We start from the raw sequence: 26372 nt of genomic DNA, 5'->3' as shown, positions 1-26372 counted from the left end.
TCCGTACTAAGATCACAGCTCATCCTCAGCGTTAGATCAGAATAAATTTTAAATATATTTTATCTTATTACGTCATCTACTTAGCGACTCACTTTATTCTTGGAATCACAGAATTAAGCTGAGTAAATGCGAAGTCAGCAATTCACCAAAAGTGAACGCAAATTGTGCATCAAATACGATTCCAAGTATATGCGGAATCAGCAAATGAAAAAAAATAAAAGTCTAATTATCAACAATAAAAGAGAAAAGATCTAACAAATCACTGGAGTAGATACTTTCGTTTGGAGTCAAATTTTAAATAGAAAGTACTACTCAGTTCAGACGTTAGGTGATCAATAATAAATGAATGAAATTAAAATATTAAGAAAGAAGAAATTAAGAATAGGATATTTATTTTTTTCTATAATTGCTCTACTTTTTTTATTCATACCTTTGAAAATTCTGTCTGAAGAAAACATTGAAGAGTTTCATCTAGGTTTGTTAACTTTTTTGTTTATATGGTCACTCATTCCCTTAGGTATTTCTTATTTTAGCTTATCATATGCAGTTCTACCTTTCAGGATAATTGAAAAAGAAAATAATCTTTATAAACAATCATATTTTCATCATTTGATAAAACCTCAACTAATTGGTAAACCCAATCTAGTTTATATCATAAATCTCAATCATTATCGTAAAAACCATATCAATATTTATCCCACATTAATAATTTCTAACACAGAAAATAAGAGATATATAATTGGATCTAAAGAAAGTTTTTTAAACCTTGAAGAAACAATGGAATCGATAACTAAAAGGTTTAATTCTAAAACTAAAATAATAAAAACAATTATTGGGTAGAAACACACCTAACAAATCACTGGAGTAGATACTTTCGTTTGGAGTCAAAATTTAAATAGAAAGTACTACTCAGTTCAGACGTTAGTATAGAATAAATTTTAATGGTAGAAACGATTATCCAATAAATCGCGGATGCATGAATTTAGAATTATCTGAACCAAGAATTTGTTAGAACAAATTGAATCTGAAGTTTTAAATAAAAAACAAGAAATAGAAAAAAAATACTAACCAGAAACTGGAGTTGATACTTTCGTTGTGAATCAAATTTTAGATAGAAAGTACGAACTCAGTTTAGACGTTATGTGACAACAAATAAACAATGTATACACTCATAAAACACGAAAATAGAACTAGAGGTTGGATTCCAATTATAGTTGCAACCATATTTTTGGGCCCATTAACACACGATGGAGAACTGATAGAAAAAAACAGTGAAATTCAAAAAATTTCAGACTATTTTATAATAGAAAATTTCATACTTCTATTTTGTCTGTTTGGTATATTAAATGGAATTAAAATTTTTATAAAACCTTATCATTTTATGTCGTGTAATTATAAGGGAATAAATATTGGTAAGAATAAACAATTTTTCACTTGGGAACAAATAGCTGACATATCCAAAGGCCAAATACAAACAGGAGGTAAGATTAACGACCCTAAATACAGTCCTGCAATAGTTATAAAGTTAACTAATGACCTTTTTGAACATGGCATGTTCATGCATGAACATGCAAAATATATAAGTGAAAATACATTTACGTTTAAAGATGATAATCCAGAAGAAACAATAGATAACATCCTTAAATTTTGGACCAATGATCATAAATCTAGTATACAAAATGAAATGGATCCTGAAATTAAACAATTAGTAGAATCAGGAGACACTTTAAATGCTCTTAAATTATGCAAAGAAAAATTGAACTTATCTCTCAAAGAATCACACGACTATATTAAGAAAAGCACATAACAAGAAACTGGAGTTGATACTTTCGTTGTGAATCAAATTTTAGATAGAAAGTACGAACTCAGTTTAGACGTTAGTATATAATAAATTTAGATGATAGAAACGAGAATCCCAGAATCGCGGATGCACGAATTTAGAATTATCTGAACCTATGATTTTAGAGCTAAATTGAATCCGAAATAATGATCTGATAATGATCAGAATTTTGAAATAAAAAACAAGAAAAAGACAAAATACTAACAAGAAACTGGAGTTGATACTTTCGTTATGAGTCAAATTTTAGATAGAAAGTACGAACTCAGTTTAGACGTTATGAGATAAAAAAAGGAACTTATGAAAAACACATTTTTAGCTCTTTCAATAATTTGTAACTTACTACTTTTATTTGTTATGAATAAAAATAGCAAAGATTCTAGAGCGAAAGAAAACAACCACAAGATTGAGCTTTTTAAGCAAAAATTTGATATATACAAAACTTACGAAATTTCCATTCTTAAATCAATAGATACTGGTGAACAACTTTTAAAAAGTTTTGAAAAATTAAATATCCAAAATGACGAGATAGTCAATCAAGTTAATTTATTAATCGAATTCCAAAAAAGGCAAAAAGAGCTTTTAAATAAAGACGAAGTGAAATTTAAAATTTCTAGTGATCCAGATAAATTCATAAAAGAACTTGAATCACAGTTAAAAAACTGAATCAGAAACCAAACTCATAACAAACGGATCGAACTGATACCTTAGCTTGGCACTCAAAATGCGAAGCATTTTTCACGCCAATCTGGTACAGCTCATCCTCGACGTTAGATCAGAATAAAATTTAAAATATATTTTGTCTTAATACGCCATCTACTTAGCAAATCACAGAATTAAGCTGAGTAAATGCGATCTCAGCAATTCACCAAAAGTGAACGCAAACTATGCATCAATCACAATTCCTAGTAGATGCGAAGTCAGCAAATAAAAAGAAAAATAAGTCTAATTATCAACAATAAAAGAGAAAAGATCTAACAAATCACTGGAGTAGATACTTTCGTTTGGAGTCAAATTTTAAATAGAAAGTACTACTCAGTTCAGACGTTAGTATATAATAAATTTAATGATAGAAACGATAGTCAATAAATCGCAGATGCACATATTTAGAACTCATATCTAAACCAAGATAATTCTTGATCAAAAACATGATAGAAATGACAGTCAATAAATCGCAGATGCACGAAATAAGATTGATCAGAATTGAGATAATTTTAGAGCAAAAACAAGAATAGAAATAATTATCTCAAATGATAGAATTTTATAAATTAATATGAACTCAAATATAGACAAAATACTAACAAAGAGTCGCACCTGATATTCTCGTACCTCGAATACAGGTAAACTCAGACGTTCTACGGTCAACAATAATATTGAATCAACTAGTGGATGGTTATCAGATTTATTCTGATAATAGATTTTTTATCTGACTCAAAGAACTCGAACAAGCTTAATAACGTTTTTTAGTTATTCAGTTGTGAGCGAATTCAGATCTCGATAGAGATCGATTTTTTTTATGAAATTCAATTTTATAAAAAAAAGGAAATTTTTTTCGCCAAATAGCACTTTTATAGAAAACAGAAATAAAACAATTAAAAAGAAACGTAGAACCAATAAATGGAACTGATACTAAAGCTTGGCACTCAAAATGCGAAGCATTTTTCACACCAATCTAGTACAGCTCATTCAGGTCGTTAGAGTATCATAAAAAATGAAAAAACACTTTAATAAATTAAAACCATCTGACTTCGAGAAATTCCCAGTGTGGGAGTTCTTGAAAAATGGTTGTGATCTTACACCACTAAAAAAATCACCATATAATAATCGAGAAAACAGAGTATTTGGCACCAATGTCACATTGTCCTGTGGTATAACAATCAAGACAATGATTCTAAACTTTGATGTTTGTAACACAGCCTATAACAAACATATGATTTCAATCTACTTTGAAGTCAATAATAAATGGATTGAATTACATAGATACTTTGATGCAGAATACGAAGAAAATGATGCTTTAGAATTAAGTAAAAAAATGAATATGGATATAGATGATATTTTCCCAATCAAATATGATTTAAGTACTCTAGTTGAAGGTAATCATGATTTTAATGGCACAATACAAAAGAAAATTGAACACCAACTTTCACTAGACGAATTAATGGAATACACAATAAAAAACCAACTCTAACCATGAGCTGCAGAGGAATTTCTTCGCTTCGCTCAGAAATCCCTGATCTCGGTCGTTAGTATATAATAAATTTAGATGATAGAAACGATTATCCCAGAATCGCGGATGCACGAATTTAGAATTATCTGAACCTATAATTTTAGAGCTAAATTGAATCAGAAATAATGATCCGATAATGATCAGAATTTTTAAATAAAAAACAAGAAAAAGAAAAAATACTAACAAGAAACTGGAGTTGATACTTTCGTTGTGAGTCACAATTTAGATAGAAAGTACGAACTCAGTTTAGACGTTAGCTATATATAAAACAGGAAAAACGAAATGAAATTTTCACTCTCACTATTTGTACTATTTTTAGCATCATGTCTTTCTCAAACACCAAAAGACACTTATCTAGGGCATTGGAAAATGAATGTTGAACACGCAGTACAGCAAGATGAACAACAACTTAAAACACCTGAAATAGTTAATGAGGAAATAAAAAAAGATATTATCAAAAACACAAAACTAATTTCAGAAAGTACTATTATATCGTTTGATAATGAGACTATTACAATTGAAGTCATGGGTAAATCTAATCAGTTTAAATATACAATTGTAGAATCTTCAGACAACAAAACTGTCATTGAATATAACGATAAAAAACCTACTAAAATCATTCTAAAAATAGTAAATAATCAATTAGTCATTAAAGAAGAAAATCGTCCAAGAATCAGCAAATTTGACAGAATGAAAGAAAAAAGCTAACCAACGGATCGAGCTGATACCTATGTATGTCATGAAACATGTTAAGGTATCATCTCTTAAAACGTGAAACATGTTTCACGCCAAACGGGTACAAGCTCATCCTCAACGTTCTGTAATAAAATAAAAAGGAGAATACCTAATGAGTAAAACAGTAGAATTAAATTCTGTAGAAGAAGTATTAACACATGAATATGACGATTATTCAATGTGTAATGATTTGAGTTATGAATATAAATTGAACTTCACAAATAGTGGGGTAATTCAAGGATTAGCACATGACCTTCATCATCTTAAATCTCACATAGGACCAAACGGAATAAGTACATATTTAGATCATATGGAAGAGTTATTTATGGTTGAGCAAGCTTTAAGAACTCTACAGACAATTAACTCTCCAAACTACGAAGTTCTAAAGGGATCTTTAACCAAAGTAGAAATAGATGAAGATGGTTGGATAGAAACTGAAAATTACAACGACTCTGAAGATTGGGAAAAATGGTCAGATGATGATCATAAACTTTTATTAAAGTGGATCGAATCTAATAAAGAGCGATTCAAATAAGAAGCATACAGAACAAAAAGCTGGAAGGAAGATTTTCGCTAAGGCTCAAATCTCCCTCAGCTTAGACGTTCTGTGGTAATAATAAATAAATGAAATTCATTCCTCTATTAATCATAATCATCCCTAGCTTATTATTCATAATTAAGCCAGTAATAGTTATTAATATATACTCCAAGTGGTACTCACTGTTTGGAATGAAAGTAGACAGAAATAATTGGTTATGGAAAGAAAAAACAATTCAAATAACGGGTTTTTTCATGATAACTAGTTCCATTATAATTACACTATTATCAAAAAATTGAACAGAAATAAAACACAGAACCATTAGATCCACCTGATACTCTCGTACCTCGAGCACAGGTGATCTAGGACGTTATGCAGTAATAATTAAACAAAAAGGAATTAAAACAATGTCTTTTATATTTTTCATCATCGCATGGACTGCAGGTATATTTATAGGTTCATTCTTTCTTATCCAACCAATGATTGTTCTTTTTTTTGGTATCCCCTTTACACTTAAGTTGAAGGCGGCAAACGTTTTTAAAACGACTTCTCCTTTAGGGGTATACTTCTTTTCTCTAATTGTCCTCACCGGTATATTTACAGGTTTTAGCTTTGGAGTACTCACATGGTTTCCAAATCAAATTATTCCATACTGTATTGGAGTAGGGATTGTATTTCTAAAAGGCTTAAGCCAATTGGGAGCAAATCAAAATAACATTAACGACTACATTAAAAACAATGCAAGTATTATGGATATAGATAAATTTGAAAAAGCAACGGGTATCAACATCCAAAACGATGATCATTAGTTGAATCAATTGAGCTCAATAAAAGTCAACTACCAATCTCTCCATTAATTAAACTTATATAAATAAAATTAAAAATAAATCCATTATCAATTATAATAATTACTTACTCAGTCATACTTAATGATGGGCAAGTAAAAATTATTAAACAAGGAGTTAATATGCAGTGGACTAATTATGAACAACAAACTTTAAATTTGATAAATGAAGCAAAAAATAATAATGATGAATCATTATATTATTGTGTAGAAGAAAGAGTTAATTTGCATACCAAAGCAAACAAAGGCGTAATGGGAACATTCGGAACACTAACATTAATCTTAGGAATTGTGAGCTATTTTGTTTTAAGTAAATTTGGATTCGGATGGTCAATCATTCCAGGTATTTTTACATTATTTTTTTTAACATCAGCAATCACCACGTCTAATAAAGATTCTATGATGCAACAAAGCTTTAATGAACTAAAGAAGAAATTGAATCAATAAAAGCATAACAAGAAACTGGAGTTGATACTTTCGTTGTGAGTCACAATTTAGATAGAAAGTACGAACTCAGTTTAGACGTTCTGTAGGAATAAATAATAATGAAAGAAACGACGATCCAATGAATCGCGGATGCACATATTTAATCTTATCTGAACCTGAAAATTCTAGAGCAAAAGTCGAATCCTCAATTTAGAATTATGCGAAGTCAGCAATAGTCTTATAGAAATAAAAAAATGAAAAGAAACAAATACAGAACCAAAAGCTGGAAGGAAGATTTTCGCTTAGGCTCAAATCTCCCTCAGCTTAGACGTTAGGTTGTAATAAAAATGAATAAAATCATCATTGTACTAAACTCCTTCATACTTGGCTGCATACCAATGATTTTTTTATCTGAAAATCAAATTATCAGTATTAAACAATCAGTATTTCATAAGTCACAATTATTGGCTTGTATCATATCTTTTTTTGTAGGTACTTACTTCATCATAAAAAACAAAAAACAGAAATCTAAATTCTATTATTTTGTTCTCACATCAAATGTTCTCATTGGATTATGGCTTCTTTTTATCACATCTGTAATTCTTATTTGGACATCAATCAATTAAATCACAATCACCTAACAAACGGATCGATCTGATACTTTCGTTATGAGTCAAATTTTAGATAGAAAGCACAGATCATCCTCGACGTTATAAGTGAATAAAAAATGACTCCATTTGAAAGAACAAAATTAAATGAATTGATCACAATATGTGAGTCAGTTTTCTCATTGGTTGAAGACATGAGAGAATATAAAATACGAAGAAATAAGCCATTAAGAACTGATCTAACAAAACAGATAATTTTATTAGCAAATTCGGTATCTAATTTAAAAAAAGTAAATAAAGATCTCATTATTCAAATACTGGAAAAAGAAGAATTAGAAAGACTCATTAAATTTGGTGAAGTACTTGCTCTAAATCATGAAAAAATAGATTTTGGAATTGTATGGAGATCAACTCAAGATGAAATACCAAGTTTATATCGAAAAACAAAAAATCTTATAACCATTAGATCCACCTGATACTCTCGTACCTCGAGCACAGGTGATCTAGGTCGTTATGTAGGAAAATAAAAAACGAAAAATGAACACAGAATTTGGCTAGTAATTATCACAACAAACGTAAACAAGTTTCCAAACCAAATGTTCAACTAAGAAGTTTTATCAAATAATCTGGGAGGTCATACTGCTAACCCAGGAAAACTAGACTGTATCTTATCAAGGTATTATCAAACGAAGTAGATTTTATCCACAATTAAATAGATTTTATATCCGCAAATATTGAATCAACACTTATAAAAAAATAAAGAGACTAATACATAACAAATCACTGGAGTAGATACTTTCGTTTCGAGTCAAATTTTAAATAGAAAGTACTACTCAGTTCAGACGTTAGTATATAATAAATTTAGATGATAGAAACGATTATCTCATAAATCGCAGATGCACGAAGTTAGAATTATCTGAACCTATGATTTTAGAGCAAAATTAAATCTGAATTAATTATCTCAAATAATAGAATTTTATAAATAAAAAAACAATAATTAGAAAAAATACTAACAAGAAACTGGAGTTGATACTTTCGTTGTGAGTCACAATTTAGATAGAAAGTACGAACTCAGTTTAGACGTTAGATTAATAAATGAATATGAAAATCATACAAATATTTATAGTACTTACATTACTTATTTCATGTAATGAAAATAAAGCTACAGACCCCAATATACCTACCAGTATTGGGGCCAACTCTCTTGAAGAATTAATTGAAATTTCTAAACAAATTCAGTCAAATGGAGATCATAAACAATTATTGTCTTATTGCTATGTAGATAAATCAAAAATCGACTTAGATGAATTAACTCCTAAATTAATAAAGTTCTTAAATCACTTTAAAAATAAGGAAGTTGTTTCATATAAATTATGGACATATGATGAATTTATAAATGATGAAAAAGAAAAAGAATTTATAAAAATTTTTGGAGAACCAAAACACTTTAATAAACCAAGTTATTTTCATCAAATAAACTTTAAATTAGAGACTGAAAATCAAACAAATTTGAGTATTAAATTTGCTATATTTAAAGAAAACAATAAATGGTATTTCACCTTAGAAGATCCAAAATAGAAAACTAAATCTAACAAACGGATCGATCTGATACTTTCGTTGTGAGTCACAATTTAGATAGAAAGTACAAATCATCCTGGACGTTAGTATATAATAAAATTAGATGATAGAAACGATTATCCCAGAATCGCGGATGCACGAATTTAGAATTATCTGAACCTATAATTTTAGAGCTAAATTGAATCAGAAATAATGATCTGATAATGATCAGAATTTTTAAATAAAAAACAAGAAAAAGAAAAAATACTAACAAGAAACTGGAGTTGATACTTTCGTTGTGAGTCACAATTTAGATAGAAAGTACGAACTCAGTTTAGACGTTAGACAATAAATAAAATGAAAACTATTCGAAGAATCAGAGCCTCAAAACAACATTCAGAGCACAGAACACTTGGACGACCTAATAATCAGGATGTACCTGAAGAAATCTTTGAGAAGCTGGCTGCTAAATATAAGAAATATATAAAATACCAAAAAGCTCTATATTTAGAAGGTGATCCAGATGATCAAGATTTAGTCGATTTTTTAAATGACGCTAGAGAATATGGATTAGATGTACCCAAAGATAGTTCCGAAAGACCTATTCAAATTTCCGTAAATGATCTATTAGAGTTTGATGAAAAAGATTCAGACAACTCTGAATTTGTTCAATTAAAATTGAATAAACCATGCACACTTGATATTAGTCCTGATCTAGAATCACCGGTAGGTTTTAACGTTAATATAAAAGGTCCTATTAAGAGAAGTAAGCAAGAGTGTATTTCAGTTTGTAATCTTTGGCATCTAATCACAGTCAGGGGATCTATCAAGGAAGCAATCGAGAAAGAAAATTTTAATGGGTTAAAACTCATACCATTAAGTACCACACTGGACAACGGTCTGTGGCCCAAGGAAATTGAACAATTATTTCTCATATGGAGTGATTGTCTATTACCACCAGTTAATCACAGAACAAAAATATTTACAAATCCATATAATAAAAAGAAAAACACTCATCCAACAATCATTGACGGGTATAAAATTAACCCACAACTTAATTACAAAAACTTAGATAATTTTATCGGAACACAAGATGTAGCAAGAAGTTGTGAAACTTTTGGAGAAACTATTTATTATAGTAAACTGGTTTACTCTCAAAAAATCAGACAGTTCTTAAAGAAACTCAAAATAAAAACCTCATCTACTCCAGTGATAATCCAAAAATAAACCCATGTCTAACCAAGGATCGGAGTTGAGATTCTCGTTCCTCGAATCCAACTCAATCCAGACGTTAGTCATGAATAAAATCAAAAAATATATTGCACCAGTTATAATTTCATTATTTGGACTCGTTCTTGTATTTGGTTTGAAAAATCCACTTATCAAAACGAACTCATATTTCTCGAAAGAACCAAATATTACCGTTTATAGACAATTATTTAAAAGTGATAATTATTTTATAAAACATAATGAAAAATGGTTCTCATTCAGTATTGATGAAGAAATGGTATTTTTACCAAATAGACCAGACCAATTGTTAGGTTTTTACTTCTTTAATCACGATATGAGTATTGGTGTACCCATAACATTTGATATAAAAGTTGAAAATGGATACATAAATTGGGAAAATATGTATTTTGAATTCTCACATTCTAAATTACCTAAATACACAATCTATAAAGAAAAAGACTAACAAAGGGTCGCAGTGAATACTCTCGTTCCTCGAGCATCACTAAACCCAGACGTTATGTGGAAATAAAATGAAATATATATCACTCATATTAATCACAATTTTAATATCATGTTCATCAAATAATTATGAGAATGCACTACAGAACAAAAGAAATTTACGAGAAATAAGAACTAATACTGCATTAGATTTAATGGGTCATGAATATTTAATTCAAACTCTTAGAGAGTATGATAAAAGACTAATTTCACTATACCCTCAAGTCAGTGGAGCAGATGGGCATTTAACATATGAAAAAGGTGCTAAAGAAGATTTAGAATATGGTAGAGTAAATTATATTATTTTCCATGGTAGTGGTATATTTCCTGACATGGATGCATTCAGGGATCTCATGTTTCAAAAGCATAAAATTCGTATTTTTAATTCTCATATAGCAACATCTCATTCCCAAGAATTGTCACATAAAATAGCTGAAACATATAACTCTCAAGTTATTGCATATTTAAATAAAAAACATGGCTCAAATATTGTAGAAATTGAATTTGATAAATGGTGGGATGAATTATGGAAAAAACGAAGAGACAACACATAACAAGAAACTGGAGTTGATACTTTCGTTGTGAGTCACAATTTAGATAGAAAGTACAAACTCAGTTTAGACGTTATGAGATAATAAAATATGAAAGAAAGTCTTGAAAATACATATGGAATTTTTGTCTTCAATGAAGAGGACGAAAAGTACTTTTTAAAAAACGATAAATGTGATTATTCAATTTATGAAGACTTTATAAATGAATACTCATTTGATGAAATTGAAGACATAATAAAATATGTAGAAAGTAACTTGGATGTTATTTTTAAAAGTGCATCAGATAAACTTTTAAATACATATAATGAAGGTTGGAGATTTGACGAAGTTTATTGGAATGGATTAACCATTTCAGAATTCTATGCAAAGTACCCTGGAGACACAGGAAACGAAATAGAGATAATAGAAACTCGAGAAAGGTTACCTGAATTAAACGAAAAAGAATTTATTAAAAGGTTATATTACAAAAGTATAGTTTTTGATTACAACGAAGATGATCCATATGAGCACCCAGTACAGGTATATATAAACACGGTCAATGATCTATTTACTGAACACTCAATAACTGTTTCTTTGAATGTAAATAAAGAAATAATGAATGTTGGGTTAGCATAATAGAAAACTCATAACCAACGGATCGATCTGATACTTTCGTTATGAGTCAAATTTTAGATAGAAAGTACAGATCATCCTCGACGTTCTGCAAAATAAAAAATGAAAATAATAAAAAAAATAGAATACAATATTACACCTATCTTGCATGGCGAGATAACAAGATTAAAAAATGATTGTTTTCCCGAACACTCAAAACCAAGGTCATACTTCAAACAACTACCTCATTTTAGATTTTTAGCATACGAAGATGATAAATTAGTTGGTCATATGGGGGTCGACCACAGAGTTATATCTGTGGGAGAATCAATTTTTACAATTTTTGGAGTAATCGATTTATGTGTTTCTAGTCAATATGAGAGAAGAGGCATAGCATCTAAAATGTTATGTAAAGTCTCTAGTTTAGCTACCAAAAAGGGAATCGATTTCCTATTTTTAGTTGCAGATAATCATAAATTATACGAGAAAAACGGCTTTTTAATGATTTCAACTTTCTTGAGTTGGTTACGAATTAGCGATCATAAAAATTATGGAGTTGCGGTCGAACGTATTGAAAATGAGCTTATGATAAAACAAATCGGAAGCAAAGCATGGCCAGATGAACCTGTTGATTTACTCGGCTATCTATTCTAAGTCAAAGCAGAACAAAAAGATCAACCTAATAGCTTCCACTCGCTTCGCTCGCTACAGCTATAGGTTATCTAAGACGTTCGGTAAGAATAAAAAATGAATAAATTTATAATGACACTAAAAAAGCCATGGATAAGAAAATTCATTTATGTTGTAATATCAATCTACTTCATTGCTAGTTTTGTTATATATAATTTCCATGACACAAGATCCAACCATGGTATGGGTAGTAGTAAAGGTGTCTGTAAATCATATATTTTATTACTTCGTATAGAGTCACAAAAACAACATGAATTATCGTCCATTAATCAACTAAAGCCTAAAACTCACCAAGAAATCCTTGAAATACTAGATGATTATCACCATGGTTATGGGCAATTTAATTATTACATCAAAGAAGATATTATTAACTTAGATAAAACAAAAAAAGAAATTTTTATAGTTTGTGAAAAGGCTTTTTCAAAACAAGAAGGAAGTCGGATATATAACGGACCAAAGTACCATGTAGTTGCCTACAATGACGGGTATACAGGATTAATAACTCCAGAAGAATATAAAAAAATTGACTTATCTAAATTCAGGAAAATTATAACTCAACAAAAAGAATAAACCGAACCATGGGTTGCAGAGGAATTTCTTCGCTTCGCTCAGAAATCCCTAAACCCGGTCGTTCTGTAGTAATAAAAAATCGCAGATGCATGATCTCTGAAAAATAAAAAATTAGATACGATTTTAAATTTGCATGATCTGCAAAAACAAATAAATCGCAGATGCACGAACCATCATTGAATCAATTTATAAAATTGCTAAATCAGCAAATAGTATTAATTAGAACAAACTGTATAAATGATAAACTTTAAATCAAATAATAAAAATACAGAACCAACGGTTGCACTTAAAATCTTCGTACCTCAGATTTAAGTGAACCTGAACGTTAGAGTAATAAAATGAAAACAACAATAATAACACTCATAATATTTATCATCTTAACGGCATGCAAAAGTAACCATGAGCAATCTTTCTTTGATACGTATTCATCAGAACAAATACAAAGTGCTGTAAACAATTTCTATCTAGAAAACCCAGATAATCTTTTATATAAAATCCCATCTATTGAAATCTATAATCACTCAACCAACATATGTGTTGTCACAAAAAGAGATAAACAATATGAATATGGATATTATTTTGCACCTTATGTTTCCTCCTTCATACAAATAGAAAATGAAGAGTGGAAGTTTACATATTTTAAAAATCGAACTGAATATAGAAGAAAACTCTAACGAATAAGATTAGATTTCGCTGATATTAAATGGAACCCAAAGTAGCCGGAATCTTAATCAATGGTTGGACGAGCCCCATGCTCGGACCCCCCCCTATGTATTTAGCTTTTTAGCCTGAGGGAGATGAAGGGGTCAATTTTGCCCCAAAAAAGGCAATGGATACGCCTGTTTGACTAGATGGACTCACTACTTTTGTGAAGGTCGAGTCTTTTCCTAGGATTAATCGCAATCGAAAGATTTTTTGAAGGGCATTTATACTGAAATTCCTCAAATTTGGGCATAGGGGATCTATGACCCAAAGTTTTGTACTGAAAAAATTAATGAATAAACTTAGGAGATTGAAACTATAGGCGGCGAGCGTGCCCCTACTGACACTAAAGATTCTTGCTTGAGACGTCCTTCACTAATGACTCGGCCAATGGGCAGCATAATGCCCTGACAAAGACTGCAGCGTAGCGCAGGTAATTTTGGCGGAGGATCATTGGGAATTTTGACTTCCAGTAAGTTCTGCATAAGAAAGAGTTTTTTCTTGGCTGCAGGAGCGAGAAAACCGTATTCCCGCACGCGATGGAAGCCCCTTGGCAAGACGTGCTGAGCGAGGCGCTGTAAAAACTCCACGGGTCCAAAATCTTTGGAGTCCATCCGCTTGGTCTGCGAATCCTTATACCGCAGTCGAACTTTATCCTCTTTTTCGGACAAGGATTGCTCTGAAACTACACCTCGCATGAGGTAGCGACTAAGGTATTCGAGGGCATGAAGCCCTTGGCCTACACTTCGGCAATCCACATTCCACTTTTTTGCATAAAGCGAGGATTGGAAGCCAATTTTGTGCTCAGTTAAGGCTGCGAGAAATTTACCACGATACAATGCGCCTAAAGCTTTATTGTTGACGAGATAATTTTTCTTGATCACTCGTAAGAGCTTTTCCTGACTATTGAGTACGAGCCCGGGAACGATGTAGTGAATATGAGGATGATAGCACAAGTCTCGCCCATGGGTATGCAGAACGCCAATCATGCCACATTCACCACCAAGACGATCTTTACACATTTCTTTGAGAGCTTGACTTGAGGCCATGAACAAGGCATCAAACATCTCTTTTCGTCGCCATCTTGGAATGGCACGCAAAGAGCTCGACAGAGTAAAGGTCACCATGAAGTAAGGACATGGCAAGAGACGCTGTTTTTGTCGATGAAGCCACTGGCTCGCCCGATGGTTTTGGCAACGGCTGCAGAAGCGGTTTCCGCAAGATCGGCAGTGATAATGAACATGTCCACAACTCGTGCAGGCATAGTAAGATCCACCTGCACTCTGCTGACGGCAATTCATCATAGCCTTAAAAGCGCGTCTCTGATCCTGATCAAGTGTCGAACTCAGCTCGTCCCAATATCTTTCGCTGAGCTCGACTAAATCCATCATCGCAGAGCTCCTAGGCGCTGCATCAATTTGTTGATCATGCCATCGGAGTCCTGTATCACGGGTTTTGATAAATGAGAGTAAATCGCCGTGGTTGCCGGAGAACTATGACCGAGGATTTCTTGAATTACTCGCAAGTTCACTCCCGCTTCCACCAAATGTGTTGCATAGGAATGACGCAGGGAATGCACCGACACCTGTTTGGCGAGGCCACTATCAGCCAAAGCCGCTTTAAAGGCCGACTGCACCCCGCCCTTATCCATGTGCAAAGTCGTTTTGGAATTGCTACGACTTTTCCCGGCATAACGCGGAAATAGCAGTAGCGGATTGCGGTGCATCACCCAGTAATCCCTTAGCATCTGGTAAGTCACTTGGGGCAAGGGAACGAGACGGTCTTTGTAGCCCTTGGAATTGCGCACATGTAAACGCATGCGATCCTTGCAAATGTCGCCTGTTTGAATTCTCACACCCTCGCTGATGCGTAGACCCATGGAATAAATTGCTGTGAGACAAGTTCGATAGCGAGCTTTTTCCAAATGAGACAAAATCAGTAAAGTTTCATCTTGGCTGAGGATATCGGGTAAGGATTTTACTCGGGGGATACGAACAATTTCGAGCCATTTCCACTCGCGCTTGAGCACGTATTGATAAAAAAAACTTAGGGCACAGCGATCCATCTTCACCGTGCTCCAGGAATAAGTATCCACCAATTCAGAAAAGTAGAGCTTGAGCTCCTCTTCTTTAAGTTGATCAAGAGGCGAAGCAATCAAATCATTGACGCGACGCAAAGCTCGCAAGTAGTTGTCCACTGTACTCTTTGCCTTAGCTTGGAGCTTAAGCTCCAATTGCATCGCTCTATAATATTTTTGGAATGAATCATTCATCATTTTTCTCCGTTTAATTAAGCCAGAACACAAAACTGTGTCCTTGATAAGCTACAGAGAAAAACTACCGTAAAAGAAGACCAAACTACAAATTAAAAGGCACCGAGGAAAGTTTTGACAAGAGGAGAAAATGACTTACACAAGCACAGCCTGCCGCAGGGCGGCTTCGTTCAACCAGGCGCTGGAGAGGAATTTCTTCGCTTCGCTCAGAAATCCCTCAACTCAGACGTTAGGTCAAAGAAAAAATGATTTACATTAATTTATCAAAGAAAAATACTAAAAAGATCATATCTAACCTCATGCAATTATACCTTCATGATATGTCTGAATTCACAAACGAGGCTCCTAATGAAAGTGGTTTATATGTAAGTAAGTATCTTGATTTATATTGGACTGATTCAGATCGCTTCCCATATATTATTCTAGAAAACCAAAAACCTATAGGGTTTGCACTTGTTAGAGAACTGGATCTAAACTCATTTTCCATAGCAGAATTTTTCATCATCAAACACGCAAGAAGTAAAGGTTACGGTATAACTGCTGCAAAAGAAATTTTCAATAAACATGATGGTTTGTGGCATGTAGCACAAATTGAAGAAAATATTCCTGCACAAAGATTCTGGAGGAAAGTTATTTCATCATATACTAATGGTGATTATGAAGAAAAGTGGTCAGGCTCTTCTCCTAAAGGCCCTTTACAAACATTTAAAACAAAAGACCTAACAAACTGATCAACCCAATAGCATCCATTCGCTGCGCTCTCTACTGCTATAGGTTATCCTGGACGTTAGGTTAAAAAATAAGAGCACATAATGAATGACAGACAACTTACTGTAATAACAACAAACGAAAATAGTGAAATTATTCCAATTATGGAAAGAGCTCTTTTATCTGTTCGAGAAGAGTTAAGAGATGACCCATATATTCTTGAAGCTGTAAAAGTACTTCAAGTTGGAGGCTACAGAAGTTCAATTGGCTCATTTTGGAATGCTGTAGTAGATGACTTGCGAAATAAAATATTATTTAGAAGTATAAGCCTTTTTAATAAATCAATTGATCTTACTAGAGAAATTAAAACATACGAAGATTTTCAAAACTATGTTAATGACGACCACCTTATTGAAGGCGCATATAAAATTGGAGTTATTGGGTGGGAGGCAAGTAAAGTATTAAAACACGCGAAAGAAACACGACATATATTTTCTGGCCACCCTAAAAGTAGCGATCCCTCCATTATAAAAGTGTTAGCAATGATGGATGATTGCATCAAATATGTGCTAAACGCAGAGTATCCAGCACAAATAATAGATGTAAAGCAATATGTCGCAAACCTAGCTGAACAATCATTTGATAGAAATGTTGTTTCTATAGAAAGTGCTCTCGGTGACTTGCCAGAAATATATAAAAATGAATTGGCTAATCGTTTATATACATCTTACCTACATCCCCAGTCAACTAGTATTCTCAGATCAAACATTGAGTTTGTCGCACCTATTTTATGGCGAGTGCTACCAAAAACAATAAAAGTTCAAATAGCTCGAAGAGTTGATCAGGAGATCCAAAAAGGAAACTCAGAAATAACTCAAACAGCTTTTAGTTTCATAGAATTAGTACAAAATCAGGGTTACTTATCTGTTGTATCTAGAAGATACCAAACGGAACCTTTAGTACACGCATTGACTAAAGCATTCGATGATTTCCCAAGGGAAAATGAAGCAGTAAAAGCATTAGTTCCATACGCTAGCTTAATACCAGAAGAATTAATGGCTGAGTATGTTTTATCTTTAACAAAAACATATGTAGGACGAATGGGATCAAGTGCAAGATATAGCAGAACAGATTTTTACGCAGATGGTGCAGCATTGTATATACCCGAGATGTTCAAATCATTTGACGATCATGCTGCTAACCACTTTATAGATGGAATTAAAAACAGTGAATTACTGATTCGACGTATTAAAGAACCGGCAAAACTAAGAAGGTTAAGAGTGCTTGCAAACATAGTTTTTGAAAAGATTTCAGAATCATTTCACAATAAACAATTTATTGAATCGTTGTGTGATGAAACAAGAGATGAAGAATTTTTCCAACTTATCCGCAACTAAACCTAACAAACGGATCGATCTGATACTTTCGTTGTGAGTCAAAATTTAGATAGAAAGTACAGATCATCCTCGACGTTAGTCGGTAATAAGAAATGATTAGATTAGAAATAAAACCACATATTGGAATAGGACCTATTCTCTTAGGATCTACAAAAGAAGAAGCACGTACTGCATTATCACAAATTGGATTTGAATTAGAACACTCCATAGACGTAATGGATTATTTCTGTAATTCTGGTATTCAAATAGAATATTCAAAAACAGGAATTGTAGAATTTATAGGTACATCATGTGAACCTAATCACTTCACAGTCATTTATAATGATGTAAACGTTTTTAACACAAAAGCAACTGAATTATTCGAATTAATCAACCAAAACGAATCAGAATTAAAACCTTATAATGATTATGAATTTATGTTCCCTGATCAAATAATTACTTTATGGGATGCTCAAGAACAATATGATAGATACGAAAATGAATCAAGAGTTATTTGGGCACAAGTAGGACTTGGAAATGAATCATATAAAAAAGAAGTTGAAGAAATAATAAACGACTAACCAACGAATCGAGCTGATACCTATGTATGTCATGCAACATGTTACGGTATCATCTCTTGACGTGAAACATGTTTCACGCCAAACAGGTACCAGCTCATTCTGGATGTTAGATCAGAATAAATTTTAAATATATTTTATCTTATTACGTCATCTACTTAGCGACTCACTTTATTCTTGGAATCACAGAATTAAGCTGAGTAAATGCGAAGTCAGCAATTCACCAAAAGTGAACGCAAATTGTGCATCAAATACGATTCCAAGTATATGCGGAATCAGCAAATGAAAAAAAATAAAAGTCTAATTATCAACAATAAAAGAGAAAAGATCTAACAAATCACTGGAGTAGATACTTTCGTTTGGAGTCAAATTTTAAATAGAAAGTACTACTCAGTTCAGACGTTAGCTTAGAATAAAATATGAATAGCATAAAATACACATACAAAGAAAATATGGTAAACCACTACCTTGAAGTAGCTATACCTATTGTTCATAAAATCTTCTATTCAAAAAAACAACACTTGATAATTAGCTTGGTCCAAAGCCAATTTGTAACACTATTCCTATTAGGAATAAATGTAACAGCGAACCCAAATGATCCTTTTATGATTCCATATATAATGTTGGGTATATTAAGTTTCATCTTCTTTTACAAAACTTATGAATCAAGTCAAATTAAAGCAATAAAAAAACTTACTCGAAAACAATTAATAAAGAGACTTGGCGATACTATTGAAATCCAAATTGACGAAGAATATATAATGATCAATAAAAATGGACAGTCAACAAGGTTCACAAGTAGTGCGAGCTCAAATATAGTAGAAGATAGCCATTACTTGATACTATTATTAAATGGAGAAATTTCTGGATCAATACCAAAGGAAGTTCTTACACAAGAACAAATTACAGAAATAAAATATATCTTAACTAAACAATCAAAAAGCTAACAAGAAACTGGAGTTGACACTTTCGTTGTGAGTCAAAATTTAGATAGAAAGTACGAACTCAGTTTAGACGTTCTGTAGGAATAAAATAAATAATTTTCATGAGATATATCCTTACATTTGCATTCGTATTCATGCTGTTTTATCCAACAATGCGAGACACGCATAAGTACTTGAAATCCGAAAAAGAAAAACAGACAACTAAATGGAGAATCAAACTTGTTTCTAGTTGGTTATTCTCAATTGTAATGATCCTCATATTTAAAATGGTTACTACACCTGTATAAATAGAAAATGGAATTAAAAATACAGAACCAAGGGTCGCAGTGAATACTCTCGTTCCTCGAGTATCACTAAACCCAGACGTTAGACTAGCATAAAAAATGAAAATATATAAACATCTATTGTGGACATTCATCTGTTTATCTATAATCAGTAATTCTCTAGTATTCTTATTAACTAGAGGCTCTAAGGAAAACTCTGTTAATAGAATGAATGAGTTGTTTGAAGAGAAAAATAAGACATTTAAACAAGAAGAAATAAAACAAAATCGTGAAGACATAATTAACACACATATTAAAATATCGAAAGATAATTTTGTTTCTTCATCTATCATTGAATCAATTATATTCTTTCAATTATTCATCACAATTATATTGAGTCTAACATATATAATTTTAAAGAAACGAGATAAGAAAAAAGTCTAACAAACGGATCGATCTGATACTTTCGTTGTGAATCACAATTTAGATAGAAAGTACAAATCATCCTAGACGTTAGCTAACAATAATGAAAAGAAAAATTTTACTCTTTACAATAATTTTGAACCTCCTTCTTATTTTCTATCGAGTTATTGATTTGAAGATTGCTGAAAATAAAGGTGAGGAAACATGGGGATTAGTTGTCAGTAAAAATTGGAGTAGATATTTTTACCAGGTTACTTATTTACCAATCAAACATAAAGATGAAATTGTTGAATGGAAATTCAAAAAACTTCCTTACATTCATGAGTATTTGTCTCCAAAAGAATATGATAAAATAGAAATTGAAAAAAGATATAAAATCACAAAAACAAACTCCACTCCACCAGATTATATCATCGGAGAATTGAATCTTTACAGGCTGATTCATAGAAACTTAATTTACTTACATTCTCTAGTAATCTTAACACTCATTTATGCTTTCTCATTAAAAACATATAAAGAACCTAAAAATATAGAAATTGAAGAGGGAAATAGCTAACAAGAAACTGGAGTTGATACTTTCGTTGTGAGTCACAATTTAAATAGAAAGTACGAACTCAGTTTAGACGTTAGATCAGAATAAATTTTAAATATATTTTATCTTATTACGTCATCTACTTAGCGACTCACTTTATTCTTGGAATCACAGAATTAAGCTGAGTAAATGCGAAGTCAGCAATTCACCAAAAGTGAACGCAAATTGTGCATCAAATACGATTCCAAGTATATGCGGAATCAGCAAATGAAAAAAAATAAAAGTCTAATTATCAACAATAAAAGAGAAAAGATCTAACAAATCACTGGAGTAGATACTTTCGTTTGGAGTCAAATTTTAAATAGAAAGTACTACTCAGTTCAGGCGTTAGTTTAACATAAAATGATCAAACACTTCAATAAAATTTTATTTATCTTAATCGCATTATATGTGTGGGCAACATTTGGTATAATGAGATTAAATATGCAACAAATGGGATTATTGAGAGTTATTAAAGATGATAATGAAAAATTGAATCAATTATCAAGAACCCTCATACTAAAGATCAATCAAATTTATTTATTCCATATTGTCATATCAATAATCATATTTTTTGTAGTCACATATGTTATCAATAAAGTTAAAAATGAAAATAAAAAATAAAAAAACTAACCAGAAACTGGAGTTGATACTTTCGTTATGAGTCAAATTTTAGATAGAAAGTACAACTCAGTTTAGACGTTAGACATACATAAATATGACAATTGAACAAGCAACTGAAAACTTAAGAACCTATCTAGCAATGGACGGTAATGGAGACTTAAAAAGTAATCTCCACAACAACAGTGATTTAATGCTAGAATCCTTAAATATAATTCAAATTCATACACAAAGTTCAGACCAAATTGATATAGAGCTAGCAGCCCTACTCTATGAATTAGGAATTCAGTGTTCTAGAATGATGAAAGATAATTCAATTGACAAAAACGAAATTCCAATTGAACAAGTATTTACACATGTAGATATAATTTTTCATATGGGAAGAATGAAGAAATTAAGAAACAAAAATAGTCTAACCAAGGATCGGAGTGAATACTCTCGTACCTCGAGTATCACTCAATCCAGACGTTAGATCAGAATAAAATTCATAAGAATTGATAGAAATTCGCATCTTAAAAAGCGACTCACTTTATTCTTGGAATCACAGAATTAAGCTGCATAAATGCGAAGTCAACAATTCACCAGAAGTAAACGCAAACTATGCATCGAATACGATTCCAAGTATATGCGGAATCAGCAAATAAAAAGAAATAAAAGTCTAATTATCAACAGTAAAAAAGAAAAGATCTAACAAATCACTGGAGTAGATACTTTCGTTTGGAGTCAAATTTTAAATAGAAAGTACTACTCAGTTCAGACGTTATACAATAATTATATGATCAAATATTCAGAAAATATAGATGAACGAACAGACCAATCTTGGAAAAAGGTCGATGGTGGTCCAGTAGTTCACAGAAAAACAGAGATTAACACAATTGTGTGCTGCTTCAGCGGGAATTAGACAGTTGCCCACTTTCTCTTAGTTGAGATTACTCACATTAGTGGCTTATGAAGCTTCTGCAAAGAATTCTAATCTACGAATTTTTGCATCAGCAAGTTTTCTGCGTCTTTCTTGTATAATGCTCACATCCTTCCCATTGAGCTTATCCTTTGGAGCGATGAAACCAATAGCGCTATGCAGGCGTGTGTTATTGTAATAGTCAACATACTGATCGACAACTCTCCTGGCATCTTCTACACTCAGAGGCGTTAAAGGTCTTATAGATCCATTCTTCAAAGTAAAATGAAAACGTTCTATTTTTCCATTACTCTGGGGATAATATGGTGAGGTTCGAACATGAGTAAGACCATGACAGGCAATGAATTTTTTAAATTCCTGTCCTGTATACTGAGAACCATTGTCAGTAATAATCCTAGGCCTTGCTTCTGGGAACTTTTCTAAAGCTCGTTTTACAACTATTTCAGCATCTTGCTCATTCATCGATTCTCTGATTTCCCAGTGAAGTAAACAACGACTATAACCATCTAAAACACCAATGAAGAAGTAGAATCTCTTATTGATCTTCACATACGAAATATCTGTATGCCAGTGTTCATGAGCTTGTAATGGTTGCTCAAATCCATTTCCTTTAGTGGATTTCTTTGTAGCTTTAGTACGCATGAGTTCTGCATCTGATAAAATACGATAAACAGAGGAAGAGCTCATATACGCAACATTTTCATCAATCATCATATATGTCACTGCTCGGTAGCCTTCTTGACGATGAGACTGATAATATTCAATGACAGCACGTCTTTCATCTTCAGTAATCCAAAAATCTTTGGGCTGTTTACCATTATGCTGATTGGCCTTACCTTTTCGTTTTTTCCATTGATAGAATTTGCTCGGGTGAAGAGCTAAACTTTTGAGCATGCTGCGCAGGTCGATTTGCGTCCGTTCATGCCACTTATACAGATATTTAACGACCTGATCTCGAACTTCTTTACTAACCCAAGTTCCATTTAGATCAGGCCACGTTTCTTTTTTAAGTTTAGATTCTCCGCCACGAGTTCAGCTATAACATCATTTTTCTGTGAAGTTGTCGCCTTGAGTTGACTGTTCTCTTTTTCTGCCTTCTTTAAATTACTATCACCATCCTTGGTGAATGCTCGAGAACCATTTTCAAAGAACTCTTTTTGCCAACGATAAAATAGAGTCGTTGTAATATTCAGTTCATCACAAATATCAGATACTGGGGTTTGCTCAAGTAGGTGTTTACGAATGGCAATAACTTTCTGTTCTGCACTAAAATAACGGCGTTTCTTAGACATAATTTTTTCCTTTTCGGAGGGTTACGATTTTAAAGTAACTCAACTAAGAAAAAAAGGGATGTGTCCTATTTCAACTGAAGCGCAACAATTGAATATGTTCCATCTCTTCATGGTTTATATAAATTTTGTTTTCCTACTTCAATAATTTTAGGTGTTATCTCTTTTGTTTTATTTAAATCCACACTGCCAATCGAAGTGGTTATTAGTACTACATTAACTTCAATAATTTTACTGGTATTAGCATTTATTTCCTTTTGTGGATTTGAGACTTATGGTCATCTATCCATAGACACGAGAAAAGGAGAATTAACAATAAAAAGATTAAAGAATTATTGGAAAGTCAAATTAGTGAACTCGGAACTAGAAATTGTTCCTGGAGGATTTTATGAAAATGAGGAAACAGTGTTAAACACCAAAGTTTATCAGCTACAAATATTAACTAACAATAAAAGACAAGTTATATATGCAGGAGCTAATAAAGAAAAACTTGAAGCCATATTCTCAGATATAAGAAATATTAAAGAAAAATGTATAACAAGAAACTGGAGTTGATACTTTCGTTGTGAATCAAATTTTAGATAGAAAGTACGAACTCAGTTTAGACGTTAGTATATAATAAATTTAGATGATAGAAACGAGAATCCCAGAATCGCGGATGCACGAATTTAGAATTATCTGAACCTATGATTTTAGAGCTAAATTGAATCCGAAATAATGATCTGATAATGATCAGAATTTTGAAATAAAAAACAAGAAAAAGACAAAATACTAACAAGAAACTGGAGTTGATACTTTCGTTATGAGTCAAATTTTAGATAGAAAGTACGAACTCAGTTTAGACGTTCTGCTACAAAAAAATTATAACCTTACATATCTAAATTATGGACGAATATATAAACACAAATTTTGGAAAACTTAAAAAATTCAGACGAAGCTATGTGGGGAATATCGACATACATGGGATTCAAACTCATTTAAATGTAGAGCCTGAATTTTTTAAATCTAAATTAAGTCTTGACGATATAATACCTAACATTGAATCTAATTATTATCATTTAAGAGAACTCGCATTTTCAGAAGTAATCGATGAAATAAATGAAGAATGGGCACCTAATCTATTTAGTTTTTTTACGAAGAAAAAATCAAAGTATTCAATAGATAGATTACGCAATGAATCGAAACTAGATAGCATCTTTATTTGTGAAGATTATTTAACAATTAGCCTGAAATTTACTGAATTTATTATTATCAGTACAAAACTAGATGTAACAGGTAATTATATGTATTCTCAGATACGAACTTAATTAAAATAATTAAACGAAATAAGCAGAACCAAGGATCGGAGTTGAGATTCTCGTACCTCGAATCCAACTCAATCCAGACGTTAGATCAGAATAAATTTAAAATATATTTTATCTTATTACGTCATCTACTTAGCAACTCACTTTATTCTTGGAATCACAAAATTAAGCTGAGTAAATGCGAACTCAGCAATTCACCAGAAGTAAACGCAAACTGTGCATCGAATACGATTCCAAGTATATGCGGAATCAGCAAATAAAAAGAAATAAAAATCTAATTATCAACAGTAAAAAAGAAAAGATCTAACAAATCACTGGAGTAGATACTTTCGTTTGGAGTCAAATTTTAAATAGAAAGTACTACTCAGTTCAGACGTTCTGTCAAAAAATAATGATTCAAACCAAGAGTAATAAATCATGAAAACTATTTTTATATTAATAATTTCCCTAATAACTATCCCTCAAATTCATGCAGAATCTGAAGTTCATCAAAACATAGATATAACACAGAAAGAGGCAGCTAAAAAACTTATTGGAATATGGACAGTTACTAATGTTAATAACAATTCGAAATGGAATGATCATCAGAAAAAAATGATGACTCAAATTACTTTTACATTCACAGATTCAGAATTTGTTATAAAAATGAAAGGGAAAGAAGAAGAGAGAAAAAAGTATGTGATTAAACACATAAAAAAAGACATACTAACATTGATTGTAAACTATAGAAACAAAGAAAAAGAAGAGAATATTAAATTTACAAAAGATAGTATTTCTTTTATATACAGTGATGTAGAAATCCCAATGACAAAAATAGAAAAATAAACAGACAGAACCAAGGATCGGAGTTGAGATTCTCGTACCTCGAATCCAACTCAATCCAGACGTTCGATAGGAAATAAAAATATGAAATTCACATTAATAATTATCACCCTAATACTCTCATTTACTCTGCACTCACAAAGTAAAAAGAGTAAAGAACAATTAATGGCAGAGGCTCGTGATTATGCCGAACAAGAAAGTCAAAAGGTGATAGCTCAAGTTCAAGCTTTAATGAAAGAACGTGAAGCTGCAAAAACAGATGAAGAAAAAGCAGCTTTTAATCTTAAGCTAGAAAAACTAATGAAAGAAAATCAGCAAAAACAAACTGATTTATACAAAAAAAGAAAAATTGCATTCTTTAAAATGCTATATCACGGAATCAAAAGAACTGCAGATGATAATAAAACTCTTCCTGCTACACTGGATCATGAGAAAATTTATTCAAGAATTGACCTAAATACAGTTAATTATATTGGTGGATTATCTATTGATTCTAACGATTCTAACGATTCTAACAACATAATTCTTGTTTATGAAAAGAAAGCTGACGAACATGGAAATAGACATATTCTCTTTCTTGACGGACATGTAGAAATATCAAAAGAAATTAAATAGAAAAAAATCGAACAAGAAACTGGAGTTGATACTTTCGTTGTGAGTCACAATTTTAGATAGAAA

31 protein-coding genes are annotated in these 26372 nt (G+C 31.8%); 27 read left to right on the top strand and 4 right to left on the bottom strand.

Going from position 1 to position 26372, the window contains the following annotated elements; all coding sequences use genetic code 11:
- Window positions 1–342 precede the first annotated feature (342 nt).
- The 17 genes from LNTAR_RS13855 (at window position 343) to LNTAR_RS13770 (ending at window position 13576) form a co-directional block, all read left to right on the top strand.
- Window positions 343–840, top strand: coding sequence for a hypothetical protein (locus LNTAR_RS13855; RefSeq protein WP_007279341.1), 498 nt, complete (start codon window positions 343–345; stop codon window positions 838–840).
- A gap of 319 nt (window positions 841–1159) precedes the next feature.
- Complete coding sequence (locus LNTAR_RS13850; RefSeq protein WP_007278980.1) at window positions 1160–1807, top strand: hypothetical protein; 648 nt, start codon at window positions 1160–1162, stop codon at window positions 1805–1807.
- Window positions 1808–2137: 330 nt separating this feature from the next.
- On the top strand, window positions 2138–2503 hold the full coding sequence (locus LNTAR_RS13845; protein WP_007279340.1) for a hypothetical protein: 366 nt from the start codon (window positions 2138–2140) through the stop codon (window positions 2501–2503).
- Between the two features lie 1045 nt (window positions 2504–3548).
- Window positions 3549–4025, top strand: coding sequence for a hypothetical protein (locus tag LNTAR_RS13840; protein ID WP_007279339.1), 477 nt, complete (start codon window positions 3549–3551; stop codon window positions 4023–4025).
- Between the two features lie 321 nt (window positions 4026–4346).
- On the top strand, window positions 4347–4772 hold the full coding sequence (locus LNTAR_RS13835; RefSeq protein ID WP_007279338.1) for a hypothetical protein: 426 nt from the start codon (window positions 4347–4349) through the stop codon (window positions 4770–4772).
- 139 nt (window positions 4773–4911) lie between these two features.
- Complete coding sequence (locus tag LNTAR_RS13830) at window positions 4912–5334, top strand: hypothetical protein (RefSeq protein ID WP_007279337.1); 423 nt, start codon at window positions 4912–4914, stop codon at window positions 5332–5334.
- A 410-nt stretch (window positions 5335–5744) separates the two neighbouring features.
- Entirely contained in the window at window positions 5745–6146 is a 402-nt protein-coding gene (locus tag LNTAR_RS13825) for a hypothetical protein (RefSeq protein WP_007279336.1), read from the top strand.
- 158 nt (window positions 6147–6304) lie between these two features.
- A complete protein-coding gene (locus LNTAR_RS13820; RefSeq protein ID WP_007279335.1) occupies window positions 6305–6628 on the top strand; it encodes a hypothetical protein in 324 nt (107 codons plus the stop codon).
- Between the two features lie 706 nt (window positions 6629–7334).
- On the top strand, window positions 7335–7691 hold the full coding sequence (locus LNTAR_RS13810) for a hypothetical protein (RefSeq protein ID WP_007279333.1): 357 nt from the start codon (window positions 7335–7337) through the stop codon (window positions 7689–7691).
- 619 nt (window positions 7692–8310) lie between these two features.
- A complete protein-coding gene (locus LNTAR_RS13805; RefSeq protein ID WP_007279332.1) occupies window positions 8311–8793 on the top strand; it encodes a hypothetical protein in 483 nt (160 codons plus the stop codon).
- A gap of 336 nt (window positions 8794–9129) precedes the next feature.
- Window positions 9130–9999 (top strand): hypothetical protein, encoded by an 870-nt coding sequence (locus LNTAR_RS13800; RefSeq protein ID WP_007279331.1) that lies wholly within the window; start codon window positions 9130–9132, stop codon window positions 9997–9999.
- Between the two features lie 70 nt (window positions 10000–10069).
- Window positions 10070–10465 carry a hypothetical protein gene (locus LNTAR_RS13795; RefSeq protein WP_007279330.1) on the top strand — a complete coding sequence of 132 codons (396 nt, stop codon included), beginning with the start codon at window positions 10070–10072 and terminating at the stop codon, window positions 10463–10465.
- Between the two features lie 67 nt (window positions 10466–10532).
- Window positions 10533–11054 (top strand): hypothetical protein, encoded by a 522-nt coding sequence (locus LNTAR_RS13790; protein WP_040914961.1) that lies wholly within the window; start codon window positions 10533–10535, stop codon window positions 11052–11054.
- A gap of 87 nt (window positions 11055–11141) precedes the next feature.
- The gene (locus LNTAR_RS13785; protein WP_007279328.1) at window positions 11142–11666 is read left to right on the top strand and encodes a DUF2262 domain-containing protein; all 525 of its coding nucleotides are present in this window, start codon (window positions 11142–11144) and stop codon (window positions 11664–11666) included.
- A 99-nt stretch (window positions 11667–11765) separates the two neighbouring features.
- Window positions 11766–12296: a GNAT family N-acetyltransferase gene (locus tag LNTAR_RS13780; protein WP_007279327.1), complete on the top strand. Its 531-nt coding sequence runs from the start codon at window positions 11766–11768 to the stop codon at window positions 12294–12296.
- Between the two features lie 93 nt (window positions 12297–12389).
- Window positions 12390–12902, top strand: coding sequence for a hypothetical protein (locus LNTAR_RS13775; protein ID WP_007279326.1), 513 nt, complete (start codon window positions 12390–12392; stop codon window positions 12900–12902).
- A gap of 338 nt (window positions 12903–13240) precedes the next feature.
- Entirely contained in the window at window positions 13241–13576 is a 336-nt protein-coding gene (locus tag LNTAR_RS13770; RefSeq protein WP_040914960.1) for a hypothetical protein, read from the top strand.
- A 330-nt stretch (window positions 13577–13906) separates the two neighbouring features.
- Here the strand turns inward: LNTAR_RS13770 and LNTAR_RS13765 are convergent, their stop codons facing one another.
- Together LNTAR_RS13765 and LNTAR_RS13760 are read right to left on the bottom strand one after the other, a co-directional pair.
- Window positions 13907–14995, bottom strand: a complete 1089-nt coding sequence (locus LNTAR_RS13765; RefSeq protein WP_007279325.1) for an IS91 family transposase — start codon at window positions 14993–14995, stop codon at window positions 13907–13909.
- Window positions 14992–15879, bottom strand: a complete 888-nt coding sequence (locus LNTAR_RS13760; protein WP_040914789.1) for a tyrosine-type recombinase/integrase — start codon at window positions 15877–15879, stop codon at window positions 14992–14994. Before LNTAR_RS13760 ends, LNTAR_RS13765 begins: the two co-directional genes overlap by 4 nt.
- Window positions 15880–16121: 242 nt before the next feature.
- Between LNTAR_RS13760 and LNTAR_RS13755 the strand changes: the two genes are divergently transcribed.
- The 6 genes from LNTAR_RS13755 to LNTAR_RS13715 all read left to right on the top strand — a co-directional run bounded on the left by LNTAR_RS13755 (window position 16122) and on the right by LNTAR_RS13715 (window position 21832).
- Entirely contained in the window at window positions 16122–16607 is a 486-nt protein-coding gene (locus tag LNTAR_RS13755; RefSeq protein ID WP_007279324.1) for a GNAT family N-acetyltransferase, read from the top strand.
- An 81-nt stretch (window positions 16608–16688) separates the two neighbouring features.
- Window positions 16689–17981, top strand: coding sequence for a hypothetical protein (locus tag LNTAR_RS13750; protein WP_007279323.1), 1293 nt, complete (start codon window positions 16689–16691; stop codon window positions 17979–17981).
- Window positions 17982–18073: 92 nt separating this feature from the next.
- On the top strand, window positions 18074–18541 hold the full coding sequence (locus LNTAR_RS13745) for a hypothetical protein (RefSeq protein ID WP_007279322.1): 468 nt from the start codon (window positions 18074–18076) through the stop codon (window positions 18539–18541).
- A gap of 416 nt (window positions 18542–18957) precedes the next feature.
- Window positions 18958–19485, top strand: coding sequence for a YcxB family protein (locus tag LNTAR_RS13740; RefSeq protein WP_007279321.1), 528 nt, complete (start codon window positions 18958–18960; stop codon window positions 19483–19485).
- Between the two features lie 786 nt (window positions 19486–20271).
- The gene (locus tag LNTAR_RS13725) at window positions 20272–20724 is read left to right on the top strand and encodes a hypothetical protein (protein WP_007279319.1); all 453 of its coding nucleotides are present in this window, start codon (window positions 20272–20274) and stop codon (window positions 20722–20724) included.
- A gap of 733 nt (window positions 20725–21457) precedes the next feature.
- A complete protein-coding gene (locus LNTAR_RS13715) occupies window positions 21458–21832 on the top strand; it encodes a hypothetical protein (protein ID WP_007279317.1) in 375 nt (124 codons plus the stop codon).
- A gap of 474 nt (window positions 21833–22306) precedes the next feature.
- Here the strand turns inward: LNTAR_RS13715 and LNTAR_RS13710 are convergent, their stop codons facing one another.
- Both LNTAR_RS13710 and LNTAR_RS13705 read right to left on the bottom strand, forming a co-directional pair.
- A complete protein-coding gene (locus LNTAR_RS13710) occupies window positions 22307–23215 on the bottom strand; it encodes an IS3 family transposase (protein ID WP_157473597.1) in 909 nt (302 codons plus the stop codon).
- Window positions 23216–23262: 47 nt separating this feature from the next.
- Entirely contained in the window at window positions 23263–23571 is a 309-nt protein-coding gene (locus LNTAR_RS13705; RefSeq protein ID WP_007279315.1) for a transposase, read from the bottom strand.
- Window positions 23572–23766: 195 nt separating this feature from the next.
- On the opposite strand from LNTAR_RS13705, the gene LNTAR_RS27565 reads away from it, so the two are divergent.
- From LNTAR_RS27565 to LNTAR_RS13685, 4 genes are all read left to right on the top strand, one after another.
- Complete coding sequence (locus LNTAR_RS27565) at window positions 23767–24123, top strand: hypothetical protein (protein WP_007279314.1); 357 nt, start codon at window positions 23767–23769, stop codon at window positions 24121–24123.
- Window positions 24124–24452: 329 nt separating this feature from the next.
- Window positions 24453–24875 carry a hypothetical protein gene (locus tag LNTAR_RS13695; protein WP_007279313.1) on the top strand — a complete coding sequence of 141 codons (423 nt, stop codon included), beginning with the start codon at window positions 24453–24455 and terminating at the stop codon, window positions 24873–24875.
- Between the two features lie 414 nt (window positions 24876–25289).
- Window positions 25290–25697, top strand: a complete 408-nt coding sequence (locus LNTAR_RS13690; RefSeq protein ID WP_007279312.1) for a hypothetical protein — start codon at window positions 25290–25292, stop codon at window positions 25695–25697.
- An 81-nt stretch (window positions 25698–25778) separates the two neighbouring features.
- On the top strand, window positions 25779–26309 hold the full coding sequence (locus LNTAR_RS13685) for a hypothetical protein (RefSeq protein WP_007279311.1): 531 nt from the start codon (window positions 25779–25781) through the stop codon (window positions 26307–26309).
- The last annotated feature ends 63 nt before the right edge of the window (window positions 26310–26372 follow it).

The organism is Lentisphaera araneosa HTCC2155, from assembly GCF_000170755.1.
GTDB lineage: Bacteria > Verrucomicrobiota > Lentisphaeria > Lentisphaerales > Lentisphaeraceae > Lentisphaera > Lentisphaera araneosa.
Note: the sequence above shows the minus strand (reverse complement) of the source record. Positions and strands in the feature narration are given on the sequence as shown.